We start from the raw sequence: 14,480 nt of genomic DNA, 5'->3' as shown, positions 1-14,480 counted from the left end.
ATATCAGTCTGCCGATGTTGAAATAATACAATTCGGCAAACAAAGAAAGTGAAACGGGGTGGGGGGATTTGTCAAAAAAAGCGCCTTTGACAGAATTTGGACGAATAATCTAACCTATTCTGGAGTTGAAATACTCCTTTGGGGTGCATCCTTTGGCTTTCTTGAAGGCGGTGTAGAAGCTTTGGCGTGAACCGAAACCGGACGCTTCGGCGATCGTTTCGATGGACGATTTGGCTAAATAAGCGGGGTCACTTAGCTTCTCCTCGATGTAGGCAATCCGGTAATTGTTCAAATAATCACGGAAGGAAATGCCATACTTACATTTAATCGCCTGGCCGATGGATCGGTGCGGATTGCCCGTTAATGAACCCAATAATTCCGCCGTTAATTGTGAATTTAGAAAGACCTCCGTGGTTTTGAAATACTCTTCTATCTTATCCGCTAAAGCGCAGAGTCGATTCTCCTCGTCTGCCGTAAGTACACTTTCCTCTTTTTCCGGACCACGTAAATTCTCGGCGAGGATTTTGACATCCAATAATTTGGGATTAATCGCTAAGTAAAACAGATGGAAAACAAACTCCGCAATTAAGAGATAATCCGTAGTAATGAACGAGGTCTTTCCATGATCGGTAAAGATGAACGTGTACCAAATATAGAACAGCGTACAAAATCGAAAAATCAAAATCCCAATGACCCAGAAATGGAAAATCCCTTTTTGGAACAAAATTTGGTTCTGCTTCGCCATCCTAAAGCGGCAATAATAATAGACCATCGCAACATAGAAAATAGCATACATCACAAACTTCGCATACACATGGCAAATCGGATCAAACCACATGAAGCGCGGACTAAAAGCAAAGAAATCCCCCTGTGCGAGCATCCACTTTATCTCTGTTATTTTCGTAGCCTTCGAACTTAAATAAAAGGGCAAGTTCTCCACTAACTGTAAAAGAAAAGGTAGGGCAAAGAACAGGTGAATTTTTTTGAACTTGGCTTTGGGATGAAATAAATACCAAAGAAACAAGAAATTCAAAGGGGGTAACAAATAAAACAGGGGTGCAACCGTTCTGAAAAAATAAGGTGTCTCGACAATATTCTCCGGCATTAAATAATAGGCCGCTACCACTAAATACCCTAAAATTAAAAACTCAGAAGCTAGGATCTTAGCTACGACAAGATTCCCCTTTCTGAACAAAAAATTCAGACCAAAGAGTACGCAAAGCGAGCTGACCAAAGAAAACAGGTACAAAGATCCGACGTTTGACATTTAGAACATTTGAATGATAAGCTAAATAACAAAAATTGGACAAGTACATCTGTAACATATTACGTATGTTACAAGAATTGGACAAAATTTATTCGGCGTCTTTTTGAGCGAAAAAAGCAGCCGGAGTGATGTGGTGAAGCTTATTAATGGCATTATGAAGCCCTTGTCTCGACCCAAAACCGGCTTGTTCCGCCATCAAGTCCTGAGACATCTTCCTCCATGATTCGTGCTGTTTACGCTGCTCTACGATATAATTGATCCGCCACGAATTGACAAAATCTGGATAGTTTAATTCGTAGATATACTGTGTGGTACGCGATAATTCTCGCGCTGAAATACCAATCGATTTAGCGGTATTATCCAAGCTGGCATCGCTTTGTAAAAAAGGTTTTTGAGCTACGAAATACTCCTCTAATCGCTGGGCAAATCCCTCGTATTTTTTCAATTTCTCCGCATCCTCATCGGGCTCAGGACGGCGCTGCTCTGGTTGCAAGCGATTCACCAGGCTTTGGAAAGTAACGGTATCTAACAAAGCCGGACGATATAAGACAACCCCTACATTCAGGAATGCAGCTAAATGCATCAGCAAATCTGCATAGGAGAATTGTAGATTATTAAACCCGATGATACCCATTACGTAGGCAATAATGAATACAATGGACAGTAGACTTAAGCTCGTATAGGCAAGCAACCAGTTCAAAACAAAACTACTTTTGTAACTATTTTTTCGGATGAAAATGAGGACCAAAATAAAACTGACCACCGCCCCAAGCAACGTATTACTCACCTTTAAGGTAGCTAAGGTTTGGGGAGAAAAATAACTGACGTCGCTCGGATAGTTAATCAGTGAATGGTACTTCATGATGAGCCCTACTTCTTTCACTTTGTTTTCCACCGGCCCCAGAAAAAACGGAAGTAATTCCAGCAAGTGCAGTACAAAAGGCAAAAACAAAAGTCCATGCCACCAAGCCATTTTACGCTGTGGATAGAGCATAAAATAAACAAACAAAAAGGATATAACCGGAGCTAAAAAATGAAACGGCGAATAGGCATGAATAAAACCAGGATGTTGAACTAAACGTCCATCTGTCACAAAATAGGCGATAAAAATGCGAAAGCAAAAAACCAAGAAAAACAGCCCTAAAAACTTCGACGCCAGCATGCCCTTCTTCGTAATCAGGTGCAGGCCGAACAATCCCACCAGCGTGGAGATCACGAAATCATAGAATAGTTCAACGATGGTTAGCAAGGTGGTGTTTTGTTTTAAATCGAAATATAGCATGAATTTTGACACGATAAGTTGTGATTTTACAACTTATTTAGACTTTACATTTAGAAAGCCATTCGAAACGCATTTGCTTTTAAATCACGCTCTAATAAAGGAATTCCAACAGCTTTTGCTTCTTTCTCCCAGCCCTGAACGGCAGTTTTCACTTCTACAATAATCTTTTCTGCTCGCTCTGCTTCTATTCTAAAGAATGGCGCGGTCTCTCTGAGTAGATCCCAATCCAACGCATTATCCACATCAGAGATATTTAAATGAAGACCGGTACCTGTTTCAACGGGATTAATATCATAAGCCGGGGATAAAATCCATCCCTCTTTGGACCACAAAAAACCGTGATTTCTAAGGTGATCATCCACATTAGAAACGGCAATAGAAAAGGCCATTCGTCTCCACAATTGGACTAAATCACTCGAAACGTTCGCACCCTGTTGTATGATAAAATCAGCTAATTCAAGATAACTAGCGCCATCTTGTCCATCGGAATAGCCTAAAAGTGTCATCGCAGAAGCAAAATGTTTTCTTTTGCCAGCACTTGTACGATCAAAGCGTTTAGTTAAAAAAGTATGGTGCTTTGTCGAATAGATTTTAGCTTTTGCCTCAGCCATTTCAAGGCCTGCTTTTAAAGCCAAACGATGCGTTACCAATTCCCAGCCACCTACATCAAACGTATCTTGTCCACTGGGGAATTTGGCGATCCAAAGGTGCCCGTTCACATCTGCAACACTTGCTTTTGGGCGAGCGCCCCCTAAGGAAGATCCAGGCGCCACTAATAAGCTTAACCACCGCAAATAATCAGGATCCTGAACCGCTTCCTCGCTTTCTAAACGCAAACTTATTTGTTCTAATTCTCTAATGGAAGTCCAGGCCGGAACCGCATACTGTTTGTTATCGTCCAAAAAAGATCCATTCATTTCCCTTTTATAACGCAATCCCCCTATCCGATTTCCATCAAAAACTCCCAACAGAAAATCCAGTTCGGTCAAATTTTGCATAGCCCTTTTTTCCAAGCGCGCCATAGCCGCCTCCCTCCTGCGCAACAAAACTCTTCCCCAGCGATCCGGCGATGAATCTAAAAACAAACCAAAATTCGTTTTATCATCACTCAAATACTGCAAACCCTCACTAAAAATTAAATCGGGATCCAATATTTGCGCAAAATTACTCGACAACCATTCCTTCGAATAAACAAAAGAAAATACCTCTTTTCCTCGCAATAGTTCCGATTGCAGTTGACCCATGAGCATTTTCTCCTCTGGCAAACCCTCCCAATCAGCATATACAAAAACACTTCGATAAGCCATCTTTCTTATTTTTTAGGCGCGCGTTGCTTTGTCACTAATTCCAAATCCTGTAATCTCCTTCCCAACACATCATCCTTCGCTAGAAGCAAAAAGTCAGACGATAAATTTAGCACGTGCAATACCATAAAATACGCCCCCATACTGACAGAATCCACCCCTTTTTCAATCGAAACAAGCGTAGGACGACTGATCCCTGCCCGCATAGCCACTTGCTCTGCGCTCAATTTTCTGCGCAAACGCGCTAGCTTAATATTCTCGCCCATACCACTCAAAATTCGTTGGTATTTAGGCATAAGTGGAAATCCTGAATTCGCCATAACATTAAATATAATTTACAAATATACCGTATTTTGTCAAATTAAATTAACATTATGATTTCTTGTGGGAGTAATTTATAAAATGCTGTATATTTGCCCCCATGAACCGAATCTTTGCCCTTTTACTTTTCATCCCTCTTTTTACCCAAGCACAGTTTAAAATCACTGTTTCCCGCACAAAAGACCCCGTTTATTTCCGCGGAACCCTGTTTGATGAAAAGAATTATTTGGCCAAAGACACGGTGCGCGGCACGCTTTTAACATCGAAAACTCCCATCAAAGGCGGCATCTATTACCTACAATTCGCCCCCTCCAAGGAGCGCATCTACTTCAATATCGAGAACAACGATCAATTCGCTTTGACCTTTTCCGGCCCGGCCTATGTAGCCTCGGCACACTCCTCAGATCCGAAAAACGAAGTCTTTTTAAACTACCAAAGACTCGAAAAATCCTTTGCCATCATCGACTCCCTGTACCAGGTAGAAATTGCCCGCGGTCGCAAGTTCAAATTCGCGGAGAAAGCTGCCTTTTTCCAGTCCAAAACGGCTGCCTTAGTCGCCTTCCGCAAGAAAGCTCTTGCTACGCTTCCTCCATCTAGTGTGGTTGCGCTCTATTTCAAATCGCTCAATACGCTAGACGAATCCGTTCCTAGCCGTACTGATTACGCGGCACGCATGCGATTTTTCGCGAAGATTCCGTTCAGCGATGGCAAGTTATTGTTCACCCCCGTTTACCGTTCTTTGCTCGTAGAATACCTCTCCTATTATCCTTTGCAAGCTGATTCCATCCGTGTGGGTGTAGAAAAAGCCATGTCCAAAATCGACTGCGGCGCCAAATCCTATCCCTTCGTTTTCGACTATTTCTCCACCGTGATGAAGAACCGAAACATCGTGGGCAACACAGAGGGCTATGCCTGGTTTTTAACCAAATACGGGGTTGGGAATGCGTGCGGCGCGTTTACCGCCGCTCAGAAAAAAGCCTTTAAGGAAGAAGCCGATAAATTGAGCGCCTTAAAATCAAACGCAGTCGCCGCAAACATCGTGCTAAAAGACACCGCCGGCGCCACCCAGGACCTGCATAAATTCGCATCAGAGAACGATTACACCCTCCTAATGTTCTACGCACCCACCTGTGATCATTGCCAAAAAGAGGTCCCCGAAATCGACTCCACCACCTCCGTCATCTCCCGCATCATGAACCTAAAAATAGGTCGCTTCGCGGTCTGCAACGAACCCGGCGTATCCCGCGCGGTTTGGCTCGATTTCATCACGAAGTATCGCGTAAACACAAACGTCCTCCACGTAGACTTACCCGCTAATTCCCCCTTACGCAGTACCTACGACGCCTTCTCAAACCCCACCTTTTATCTCTTAAACCGCAAAGGCGAAATCGTGGCTAAAAAAATCAGCCCCACCACCCTCCGAAAATACTTTGCCGGGTTACAGTCTGCGCGACCTAATATGCCCTAGTTGTCTTTAATAGCACTATTGTGTGATATTATCCTCGAGGCACTCAGAGGACTTTTCAGGTATTGACAATTGCTGTCAATTCCCTCCATTCGATTATCAATAACCTGATAGGTTTAGGCTGAAAATTGTTAGAGGTTTGCAAAATTAACCACTAATAATATGCCCGAAATTTGCCGATTCTACGGCCTAACGATTTACATGTTCTTCAACGATCATCTACCTCCGCACTTCAAAGTAAAATTTGCAGAATTCGAGGCCAATATCAAAATTCTAGATGGCTCCATTCTAACTGGAAATTTGCCAAAGAATAAACTCAAGCTAGTACAAGCATGGGCAGAAATTCATACATTTGAATTAATCACGATGTGGGATAGCAAGAGTTTTCACAGTATTAAACCACTTCAATAATGATACGCATAGATAAAATCATCGAAATTGCTCCCTATTATGTTGACTGCCTTTTTAATACGGGAGAACTAAAGCGAATTGAAGTACTTCCCCTGCTTTTAAATCACCAGGATTTAGATGGAATTGATCGATTAAAAGACCATTCAATCTTTGAAAAAGCGCTCATTGGTGAAATGGGAGAACTAAAATGGGAGAAAATCATTTTATCGCCCAAGGATGATTCAGGAAAGCGTTGGGATTACGATATCTCTCCTGAGTATGCTTATGAAATAGGCAACATTTTGGTTTAAATCCGGCAATTATTTAACCGTAAAATAAATCATTCACAATCATCCTTAATCCATTTTTCCTCCTACCTTTATCCCAGTTTTAAACAAACACAAAATGAAAAAAGATGTAATTGTAGGCTAAGCGCCTAATTAATATTCGAATTGAAAATGCCTGTATCTTCAGGCTTTTTTTATGACCACTAAACACATTCAATAATGATACGCATAGATAAAATCATCGAAATTGCTCCCTATTATGTTGATTGCCTTTTTAATACGGGAGAACTAAAGCGAATTGAAGTGCTTCCGCTGCTTTTAAATCACCAAAATTTAAATGGGATTGATCAATTAAAAGACCATTCAATCTTTGAAAAAGCGCTCATTGGTGAAATGGGAGAACTAAAATGGGAGAAAATCATTTTATCGCCCAAGGACGATTCAGGAAAGCATTGGGATTACGACATCTCTCCTGAGTTTGCTTATGAAATAGGTACAGTTTTAGTATAGCCTGATTTATCAGGCTTATTTTATACCAAAAAACGGGAAACTTATTGACAGAAAGTGTCAATACCTGAAAAGCCCTCTGCGTACCTCAACGTTTATTTCACACATTATTGCCCTCAGGCGACCTAATCGACATATTTGACTAAATCGCGAAGCGATGACTTAACGACAACGTCGTGACTAAGCGGCTCCGCCGCGACTAAGCCGTAGGCGACTAAACGGCCTCGTCGTGACTAAGGCGCAAAGCGCCGACTAAGCGGCTCCGCCGCGACTAAGCCGTAGGCGACTCTTTGACTAAGGCGCGAAGCGCCGTTGCCAGCCCCCGATCATTCGAGAGGCGGGGAACTTTGTTTTGGCCCCCTAATTTACCCTGGGACTTCATATACGAGATAAAAGCACCTGCGGGAAGCGAGGTAAGCACTAAAGGGCGCAAGATGGACCCGGTGATCAGGTCGCGGTAATAGATATTTTGCGCGCACATGGACGCATCTAAAGCCTCCTGAAAAGCAGATAAAGACGATGGCGGCGACGAAAATTCCATAAGCCATTCATGATAAGGCAAACCGCTCGCAGGGGAAACCTGTGGTGCGACAGTGAATTCAACCACACGTGCTTCTGGACAAGCAGAGAGCGCGGCAGCTAATGCTTTCTCGACTTCTTCAGCGATGACGTGTTCGCCAAAGGCCGAAATAAAGTGCTTAATCCGACCCGTCACCACAATGCGGTACGGATTCAAGGAAACGAACTTAACGGTATCACCGATGGAATAGGACCAAAGGCCGGCATTCGTCGTTAACAATAGCGCGTAATTAACGTCCAATGAAACCTCTGTGAGGCTTAAACGGACGGGGTTAGCGCCGAAATAGGTATCCGTAGGAACAAACTCAAAGAAAATCCCGCCGTCCACGTTCAATAAAAGCCCTGGTTCGCCCGAAGAGTCGTCAAAGGCAATGAACCCCTCCGAAGCGGGATATGTCTCCACCACGTCAATTTCTCGGCCTATCGAAGCCATTAGTTTCTCGCGGTAAGGTTCGAAGTTCACACCGCCGGTCACGAAGACCTGGAAATCGGGGAAGAGGTCGCCTATTTTTTGGCCAGATAGCTCTTCTAAACGATCGAAATACATCTGAACCCAAGGCGGAATCCCGGAAATCAATCCCATCCGCTTCGAAATCGTTTCTTGCACAATGGCCTCGAGCTTTTGCTCCCAGTCTTCGATGCAATTCGTCTGATAAGATGGCATCTGATTTCCACGCAAATAACCCGGCACATGGTGGTTTACGATCCCAGAAAGGCGGCCCGTGGGAACACCATTCGTCTCGGTCATCTCCGGAGAACCGCTTAGAAAAATCAATTTCCGGTCTAAAAACGAGGAATTCCCGCTGTAATACACGTAATGCAACAAGGCATCCCGCGCAGCAGTAATGTGAAATGGCATCGAATCCGAGGAGATGGGAATGTATTTGACGCCGGAGGTGGTGCCGGAGGTTTTGGCAAAATAGGCTGGTTTTCCTGGCCAAAGAATATCTTCCTTGCCCGCCACCACTTCGTCAATATAGGGCTTAATGTCTTCGTATTCGAAGATGGGTACATTAGAGCGGTAGTCGAGGTAGTTCTTGATTTTGGAGAACGAGTGACCGCGTCCAAAAAGGGTTTTCTCCGCCTTCGCCACCATTTGCTTCAACCAAAAGTCTTGGCGCTCAAAAGCCTGCTCCTGGCTCAAGCGGTACTTTTTAACGACACGGGCCGCTAGAGGTTTGGCAAAAAAGGAACGAATACCCATCGCTACACTATTTAAATATGCCCTTCGGATCAGGCATTTTGGCCGCTAACTGCGACCCAAAATTCAAGTCCAATTGCAAAATATCAGCCATTCGAGCTTCGTGGAAATAAGTCCATGCTAACTCATAATTCTCTTTATAATACGCCACCTGGCAACGCTTCATCCAAGCATTCGCATTCTTCGGATCCTGCGCTAAGGCATGCTTTAATTCTGTTTCAACTTCGTCCAATGTTCCGCAATCGATTCCCTTCTGGTAGCAATCTAACTTCACGATTGCATAATCCACGCGCATCATTGACTGCGTAGAATCTAACTCTAATCCCTTGTTTAACAGGCGAATAGCTAAATCATTGTCCCCTCTTTGATAGGATATAACACCCAAACCCCAAAACGCATCCACGCTATTCGGGTCCAAGGCACTGATTAAATTAAATCGCTGTGTGGCGGTGTCTAATCGGGCGGTAGCCACATATTCCCAAGCGCGTTCCGCGAAAAAAGCAACTGCTTCAGCTCTCGAGCCAAAAGAGGCATCGCAACTCGCCACAAACTCATTTAACTCCTTTTGATCGGCCTTCGAAAGTGCTTTTGAACCATACAAAACTTCATATTTTGCTGCGCGAACCGGAGTAGCCGGCGCCTGCGGCGCCGCAACCGCCACCTCTTTTTTCGTCTGAGAATACCCCAAGAACGAAATCAAACACAATAACAGAACTCTTTTCATATACACAAAACTAACGTTTCTTTTTATTGGACGCTGCGCCAGGACGGAATTTTGCATTCTTCCCCGGGCGATTATTGCGGACGACAGGCTTAGGGCCTTGAACGGCGCCGCCTTTTGGTCCAGCTTTCGTAACGGCCTTTTTCTGAGGCACTTTCTTGCCTGCCGCTTTGGCCTTAATCACCCATTTTTTATCGTGGAACGCACCCTTAAAGTCCGGATCCTCACGTTTGCGCTGGTCATCGACCGCGCGTAACATATCTTGTTGCTCTAAAAACGGCGTTTCTTCGATCTTAATTCCTTCTGGCAGCTGTTCGATTTCGATCTTCTGCTGAATGATTTCCTCAATTTTCGTCCAGTGGTAGCTTTCTGCCAGCGTAATAAAGGTAATCGACTCCCCTATCTCCTCTGCACGACCCGTACGGCCGATTCGGTGGACATAATCCTCGTAAATCAAGGGCACATCGAAGTTGATCACGTGAGAAACTTTCGGGATATCGATCCCGCGTGCCGCCACATCCGTAGTCACTAAAACGCGCACATTTCCCTCGCGGAATTGGGCCATCGCATTGATACGCGTGTTCTGGCCCTTGTTCGAGTGAATCACGCGAACCTGGTCTTTGGGTAAGGATTTCAACAACCACTTCTCCACTTCATTTGCCGCATCTTTCGAGCGACAGAATACCATAACCCGATGAAAATCAGGGTTTTGCATAAAGTAAGCCAGGGCGTGTAATTTAGTTAACAAGTTTGGCGCCTCGTAGACCGATTGCGTCACCTGACTCGCTGGCGTAGCCTGCGGGGTGATTTCGATCTTCATCGGAAACTCCAAAAATTCATGGGACAAGTTCTCCACCTTCTCTGGGAAAGTCGCGGAAAACAATCCGTTCATTCGTTTTTTATACGGTATTTTCTCCAAAATCTGACGAATCTGCGGCATAAAGCCCATATCCATCATCTTATCTGCTTCGTCTAAAATCAAGAATTTCAATTCCTTCACCACGATCACATCCTTGCGGTACAATTCGAGGAATCGACCTGGCGTAGAAACGAGGATGTCGATGCCTTCCTCGAGGGCTTGGATCTGAGGTTTTGGCCCTAATCCACCGTATAAGGCTAAAATACGCAAGTCCGTAAACTGCGCTAAACCGATCATCACGGTGTGAATCTGCATCACCAGCTCGCGGGTAGGTGCTAAAATCAAGGCCCGCGGGTTCTTTCCCTGCGCATATTTGCAGCGCATCAAGATAGGCAACGCATAGGCAGCCGTCTTTCCGGTCCCCGTTTGTGCAATTCCGAGCAAATCGTGGCCTTGCAATAATAACGGAATGGCCTTCTCCTGGATCGGAGTTGGTTTCGTATAACCCACCGCGGTACACGCGCGTTGTAGCTGTGGATTTAATCCCAAACTTAAAAATTCATCCATTGGATTCGGCATTGTAGTAGATTTGCAAAGGTAGGGAAAATATAATTCTTACCTTTGAAACAAAAATACGATTGTTTTGGCTCAAATTAAGGCATTTCTGACGAATCTAGGCCTATTGGTCGCACTCTCCTTCGCCACAGGGAGCCTATCCTCGCTATTTTTAGCCGGCCTCGACTGGATTCAACACAACGGATCCTACTTATATGCCTTACCTCTGGTAGGTTTAATTTTCCAAAGCTTCAAAGTCCCAGCCTACCTCATCATCCCCGCCACCTGGCTCAGCCATTTGGCAGGAGCGTCTGTTGGTCGCGAGGGAACGGCAGTCACGATGGGTAAAGTGGTGGGAGAAAAATTTTCGGACGTTGACCTATTCTCTAAGGCAGGCATGGCCGCTGGCTTCGCCTCCGTTTTTGGGACGCCCCTCGCCGGAGCCTTTTTTGCACTCGAAGTAGGAGAGGTAGGCAAAATTAATTTTCGTCACATCCCAGCCTGTCTTTTTTCTGCCTTTTTCGCGAATTATGTCAGTCTCCACGTGTACGGTACAAAACATCTTTCTTACCCGGCCATTTTTTTACCGGATTTTTCAGGTACATTTTATGCGAAATTAGCGCTCCTGGGCCTATTTTTAGCCCTTATTGCCTTTCTCTATAAGCGCTCAGAATCGATTATAATTTCTGCGTTCGACAAATCACCCGTACAAGGTTACCTAAAAGGGATTCTCGCGGGCTTAATTTTGTTCGGCGTGTTCAACGTCCCGGTGTTTCACGAAACGATCGGACTTGGTTCGGAATTTTTATTACGCCCTTTCGAAAACGCCACTCCGGACTTCGCCCTTTGGAAATTACTCGCGACAAACTTGAGTTTAGGTCTCGGGTTTAAAGGGGGAGAAGCGACACCCTTGTTTTTGATCGGGTCACATGCGGCGTCTGGTTTTGCCTCTTGGTTTGCATTACCTATAGGATTATCGGCGGCCATAGGTTTCGTCACTTTGTATGGTGGTCTTGCCAAAACTCCGCTTGCCGCCACCTTCTTAGGCATGGAACTTTTCGGTCCATCAGCCTGGTTCATTTATTTCATCATTACCCTGATTGTCTTATTCGGCTCAGGTAAAAAAGGAATTTTCTCTAATCAAACCTGGGCAGACTATCTGCCTAAACCCATCTACTAAATGTCACTGATGTTTAATAAAGCCTTCGAACACTACGACTCCTTCCGCGAAAATCGCCTAACGAAACGCCGCTTTTCGGCGGCTCTTTGGCAAGAATTAATCACCGAATGGTCTACCCATTTTGCTGTCCGCGAACTGGGTAAAACCGAAGAGGGTAGACCTATTCACGAGGTAAAATGGGGTGAGGGACCTATCCAAGTGATCGCCTGGTCCCAAATGCACGGGGATGAGGCGACAGCCACTCTGGCTTTGGCCGATATTTTTCGTTTATTAGCCACATCAGGCCAACCGAATGACGAGTTTAAGCAAAAATTGCATCAGAAAATCACCTTGCGCATCATTCCCCGCCTGAATGCAGACGGCGCCGAAAGATGGCAGCGTGAAACGGCATTAGGTATCGATATGAACCGCGATGCGACGAAGCAAAAGTCCGTAGAAGCACGCCTTCTATCTGCTTGGGCGGACGAAATTAAACCCGCATTTGCCTTCAATTTACACGATCAAAACCGCTTGTATTCGGTAGGCAATAGCCCAGAACAAACACATATCGCCTTCCTAGCCACCACAGGTGACGACGCAGGAACTTGGACTCCATCTCGCTTGCGCGCTGGCCAAATCTGCCAGCGAATGCTGCGCCAAATACAGCCCATCATCCCGGGTAAAATAGCGAAATGGACGGACGAATTTGAGTCCCGCGCTTTTGGTGATACATTCTCTTCTCGTGGATACGGTTTGGTATTATTAGAATCTGGCGGGGCAGGATGGGACCTAGAAAAACATTCGTTACGCAAATTAAACGCTTGTCTTTTACTTGATGCTTTCTGCGCCATTGCAGACGGAAGCTACGCGGCTGAATCTATTGCTGAATACGAAGCCTTACCTACAAACGAGCGAGCGATTGTGGACATCAAAATCACCGATGCGCCGCTAAGCGCAACCGTTCGCGCAGACGTCTTATTTAACCTGGTAGAAACCCCGATGACCGACGGAAATATCCATTATTCATGGGTAGTCGAAAACATCGGAGATATGTCACCATTCTATGGATTAACAGAAATCGACGGGAAAGACTTACATTTGTCTCCTGATTCAAGCATTTCTTTAGGTGAAAATTACACCGAATTGGTCTTATTAAAAGACGGAAAACCCAGCTTTAAACTATCAGATTACACGCATAAAATACAATTCTAAATGACTTCATTACCTGTAATTATCATTGGCGTAAATCCTTTTGGCCTAGAAGTAGCCCACATCTTTCAAAAGAACGACGTCGTTATCTACGGATTCTTAGACGATGATCCTAAGAAAAAGGATACCAGCATTGGCGAAATTCCGGTTTTGGGAACAGCAGATGATGAGTCTTATTTCAAATTAATTGGTAAAAACTGTGGTGTATTTGTGGCCCTAGAAAACCCAACCGAACGCAAGAAAATGATCGAATTGATCTTAGAAGAGCGCGAAGTAAAACCCGTAAACGCCATACATCCTACCGCCAATATCGCAGATGTAAAAAGCCTTGCGTACGGCGTATTCATCGGAAGTGGAGCACAGATTTTGCCTGAAACAAAACTGGGGGATCACGTCATCATTGGCTCAGGCACTATCGTGGAAACCGGTGCACAAATTGCTGATTTTGCTTCCATCGGAGCGGGCTCAGTGATAGGCAAAGAAGCGATCATTGAGAACAATGCTTACGTAGGAATTCACTCAACTATTGTGGGAAGTGTGAAGGTAGGAAAGGGCGCAACAGTAGGAGCGGGGAGTGTAGTGATTGAAAATGTGGCTGCTTCGAAAAGAGTGTTCGGCAACCCGGCCAAAGCCCTATAATTTAACAATATTTTCTGGCGCAACTAGATCTAAAAAGTGAAAACGTAGATAGAGTTGCGCCACTACGATGACATCTTCTAGGCAATACTCATTGATCCTAGCTAATCCATTTTCCTTGTAGAAAACACGGTTCACCTGATCGCCAGAAAGATCAGCTTTGGCCCCCGAAATCCCCATCAATTCCGCTAACAATTCTAGCGATGTATAGGATCTTCTATCGCCAAACTTCCACATCTCCATCGTATCCTGGTGAATAATTTCCCATGGTTTTTTGCCTTGCAATTGCAACGACTTCGGAATCTCCAAGCCATTAATTAACATGCGTCTGCACAGATACGGGAAGTCAAATTCCTTGCCATTGTGCGCCACCAGCGTTAATTCTCTCGACTTATAGGTCTTATTTACGAACGCGATGAACTCGGTGAGAAGCGTTTTTTCGTCTGCGTGGGCAATCGTCTTCACTTTTAAGGCCATCTCGCCCTGTTTGTTAACGAACAAAAAGCCCATTCCCACCACGATAATCTTGCCAAATTCCGCATACAATGGCGCCTTTTCGAAATACATCTCTTCTAGGCTGATATTAGCGGGATTTATCAAATTCTTCGCCTTTCTTAGCCAAAATTCTTTCATCTTATTCGAAAGTAGGGCAAAATCGGATACTCCAGATGAAGTTTCGATATCAATGAAAAGGGTATTCTTGAAGTTCTTTAAGGTATCCATATTTCATGTTCCACG

15 protein-coding genes are annotated in these 14,480 nt (G+C 44.6%); 7 read left to right on the top strand and 8 right to left on the bottom strand.

All coding sequences use genetic code 11. From position 1 onward, the window contains the following. Nucleotides 1-109: 109 nt before the first annotated feature. The 4 genes from SKC37_RS07620 to SKC37_RS07605 form a co-directional block, all read right to left on the bottom strand. Complete coding sequence (locus SKC37_RS07620; protein WP_377980901.1) at nt 110-1,267, bottom strand: helix-turn-helix domain-containing protein; 1,158 nt, start codon at nt 1,265-1,267, stop codon at nt 110-112. 88 nt (nt 1,268-1,355) lie between these two features. Beyond that, entirely contained in the window at nt 1,356-2,549 is a 1,194-nt protein-coding gene (locus tag SKC37_RS07615) for a hypothetical protein (protein ID WP_377980900.1), read from the bottom strand. A 50-nt stretch (nt 2,550-2,599) separates the two neighbouring features. Then, nucleotides 2,600-3,856, bottom strand: a complete 1,257-nt coding sequence (locus SKC37_RS07610) for a type II toxin-antitoxin system HipA family toxin (RefSeq protein WP_377980899.1) — start codon at nt 3,854-3,856, stop codon at nt 2,600-2,602. A 5-nt stretch (nt 3,857-3,861) separates the two neighbouring features. Then, nucleotides 3,862-4,173: a helix-turn-helix domain-containing protein gene (locus SKC37_RS07605; RefSeq protein WP_130895608.1), complete on the bottom strand. Its 312-nt coding sequence runs from the start codon at nt 4,171-4,173 to the stop codon at nt 3,862-3,864. Nucleotides 4,174-4,274: 101 nt separating this feature from the next. Here SKC37_RS07605 and SKC37_RS07600 point away from each other — a divergent pair, with 101 nt between their 5' ends. From SKC37_RS07600 to SKC37_RS07585, 4 genes are all read left to right on the top strand, one after another. After that, complete coding sequence (locus tag SKC37_RS07600) at nt 4,275-5,642, top strand: TlpA family protein disulfide reductase (RefSeq protein WP_377980898.1); 1,368 nt, start codon at nt 4,275-4,277, stop codon at nt 5,640-5,642. 159 nt (nt 5,643-5,801) lie between these two features. Beyond that, nucleotides 5,802-6,050, top strand: a complete 249-nt coding sequence (locus SKC37_RS07595; protein WP_377980897.1) for a DUF4160 domain-containing protein — start codon at nt 5,802-5,804, stop codon at nt 6,048-6,050. Continuing rightward, the gene (locus SKC37_RS07590) at nt 6,050-6,340 is read left to right on the top strand and encodes a hypothetical protein (RefSeq protein WP_377980896.1); all 291 of its coding nucleotides are present in this window, start codon (nt 6,050-6,052) and stop codon (nt 6,338-6,340) included. Before SKC37_RS07595 ends, SKC37_RS07590 begins: the two co-directional genes overlap by 1 nt. A 195-nt stretch (nt 6,341-6,535) precedes the next feature. After that, entirely contained in the window at nt 6,536-6,826 is a 291-nt protein-coding gene (locus tag SKC37_RS07585; RefSeq protein ID WP_377980895.1) for a hypothetical protein, read from the top strand. Nucleotides 6,827-7,094: 268 nt separating this feature from the next. Here SKC37_RS07585 and SKC37_RS07580 read toward each other — a convergent pair whose 3' ends face one another. Genes SKC37_RS07580 through SKC37_RS07570 form a run of 3 tightly spaced genes read right to left on the bottom strand, consistent with a single transcriptional unit; the run spans nt 7,095 to nt 10,762 of the window. Next, complete coding sequence (locus tag SKC37_RS07580) at nt 7,095-8,606, bottom strand: GH3 auxin-responsive promoter family protein (RefSeq protein WP_377980894.1); 1,512 nt, start codon at nt 8,604-8,606, stop codon at nt 7,095-7,097. Nucleotides 8,607-8,613: 7 nt separating this feature from the next. After that, on the bottom strand, nt 8,614-9,327 hold the full coding sequence (locus SKC37_RS07575) for a tetratricopeptide repeat protein (RefSeq protein ID WP_377980893.1): 714 nt from the start codon (nt 9,325-9,327) through the stop codon (nt 8,614-8,616). Between the two features lie 10 nt (nt 9,328-9,337). After that, nucleotides 9,338-10,762 carry a DEAD/DEAH box helicase gene (locus SKC37_RS07570; protein ID WP_465252688.1) on the bottom strand — a complete coding sequence of 475 codons (1,425 nt, stop codon included), beginning with the start codon at nt 10,760-10,762 and terminating at the stop codon, nt 9,338-9,340. A gap of 64 nt (nt 10,763-10,826) precedes the next feature. Here SKC37_RS07570 and SKC37_RS07565 point away from each other — a divergent pair, with 64 nt between their 5' ends. Genes SKC37_RS07565 through SKC37_RS07555 form a run of 3 tightly spaced genes read left to right on the top strand, consistent with a single transcriptional unit; the run spans nt 10,827 to nt 13,745 of the window. Further along, complete coding sequence (locus SKC37_RS07565) at nt 10,827-11,918, top strand: chloride channel protein (RefSeq protein WP_377980891.1); 1,092 nt, start codon at nt 10,827-10,829, stop codon at nt 11,916-11,918. Between the two features lie 9 nt (nt 11,919-11,927). Then, nucleotides 11,928-13,109, top strand: a complete 1,182-nt coding sequence (locus SKC37_RS07560; protein ID WP_377980890.1) for a M14 family zinc carboxypeptidase — start codon at nt 11,928-11,930, stop codon at nt 13,107-13,109. Continuing rightward, nucleotides 13,110-13,745: a PglD-related sugar-binding protein gene (locus SKC37_RS07555; protein ID WP_377980889.1), complete on the top strand. Its 636-nt coding sequence runs from the start codon at nt 13,110-13,112 to the stop codon at nt 13,743-13,745. It abuts the gene before it with no gap. Here the strand turns inward: SKC37_RS07555 and SKC37_RS07550 are convergent. Beyond that, entirely contained in the window at nt 13,740-14,465 is a 726-nt protein-coding gene (locus SKC37_RS07550; protein ID WP_269001290.1) for a 3'-5' exonuclease, read from the bottom strand. The genes SKC37_RS07555 and SKC37_RS07550 overlap by 6 nt on opposite strands. Nucleotides 14,466-14,480 lie beyond the last annotated feature (15 nt).

The sequence above is a fragment of the Aquirufa esocilacus genome, from assembly GCF_042715595.1.
GTDB classification, from domain to species: Bacteria; Bacteroidota; Bacteroidia; order Cytophagales; family Spirosomataceae; genus Aquirufa; species Aquirufa esocilacus.
The sequence above is the reverse complement of the archived record's forward strand: the minus strand, read 5'-3'. Positions and strand labels throughout refer to the sequence as shown.

Coding starts and splice junctions, on each gene's coding strand:
- SKC37_RS07605 (WP_130895608.1), bottom strand. CDS start 4,173: ATGGCGAATTCAGGATTTCCACTTATGCCTAAATACCAACGAATTTTG.
- SKC37_RS07615 (WP_377980900.1), bottom strand. CDS start 2,549: ATGCTATATTTCGATTTAAAACAAAACACCACCTTGCTAACCATCGTT.
- SKC37_RS07620 (WP_377980901.1), bottom strand. CDS start 1,267: ATGTCAAACGTCGGATCTTTGTACCTGTTTTCTTTGGTCAGCTCGCTT.
- SKC37_RS07575 (WP_377980893.1), bottom strand. CDS start 9,327: ATGAAAAGAGTTCTGTTATTGTGTTTGATTTCGTTCTTGGGGTATTCT.
- SKC37_RS07560 (WP_377980890.1), top strand. CDS start 11,928: ATGTTTAATAAAGCCTTCGAACACTACGACTCCTTCCGCGAAAATCGC.
- SKC37_RS07580 (WP_377980894.1), bottom strand. CDS start 8,606: ATGGGTATTCGTTCCTTTTTTGCCAAACCTCTAGCGGCCCGTGTCGTT.
- SKC37_RS07595 (WP_377980897.1), top strand. CDS start 5,802: ATGCCCGAAATTTGCCGATTCTACGGCCTAACGATTTACATGTTCTTC.
- SKC37_RS07555 (WP_377980889.1), top strand. CDS start 13,110: ATGACTTCATTACCTGTAATTATCATTGGCGTAAATCCTTTTGGCCTA.
- SKC37_RS07590 (WP_377980896.1), top strand. CDS start 6,050: ATGATACGCATAGATAAAATCATCGAAATTGCTCCCTATTATGTTGAC.
- SKC37_RS07585 (WP_377980895.1), top strand. CDS start 6,536: ATGATACGCATAGATAAAATCATCGAAATTGCTCCCTATTATGTTGAT.
- SKC37_RS07600 (WP_377980898.1), top strand. CDS start 4,275: ATGAACCGAATCTTTGCCCTTTTACTTTTCATCCCTCTTTTTACCCAA.
- SKC37_RS07570 (WP_465252688.1), bottom strand. CDS start 10,762: ATGCCGAATCCAATGGATGAATTTTTAAGTTTGGGATTAAATCCACAG.
- SKC37_RS07610 (WP_377980899.1), bottom strand. CDS start 3,856: ATGGCTTATCGAAGTGTTTTTGTATATGCTGATTGGGAGGGTTTGCCA.
- SKC37_RS07550 (WP_269001290.1), bottom strand. CDS start 14,465: ATGGATACCTTAAAGAACTTCAAGAATACCCTTTTCATTGATATCGAA.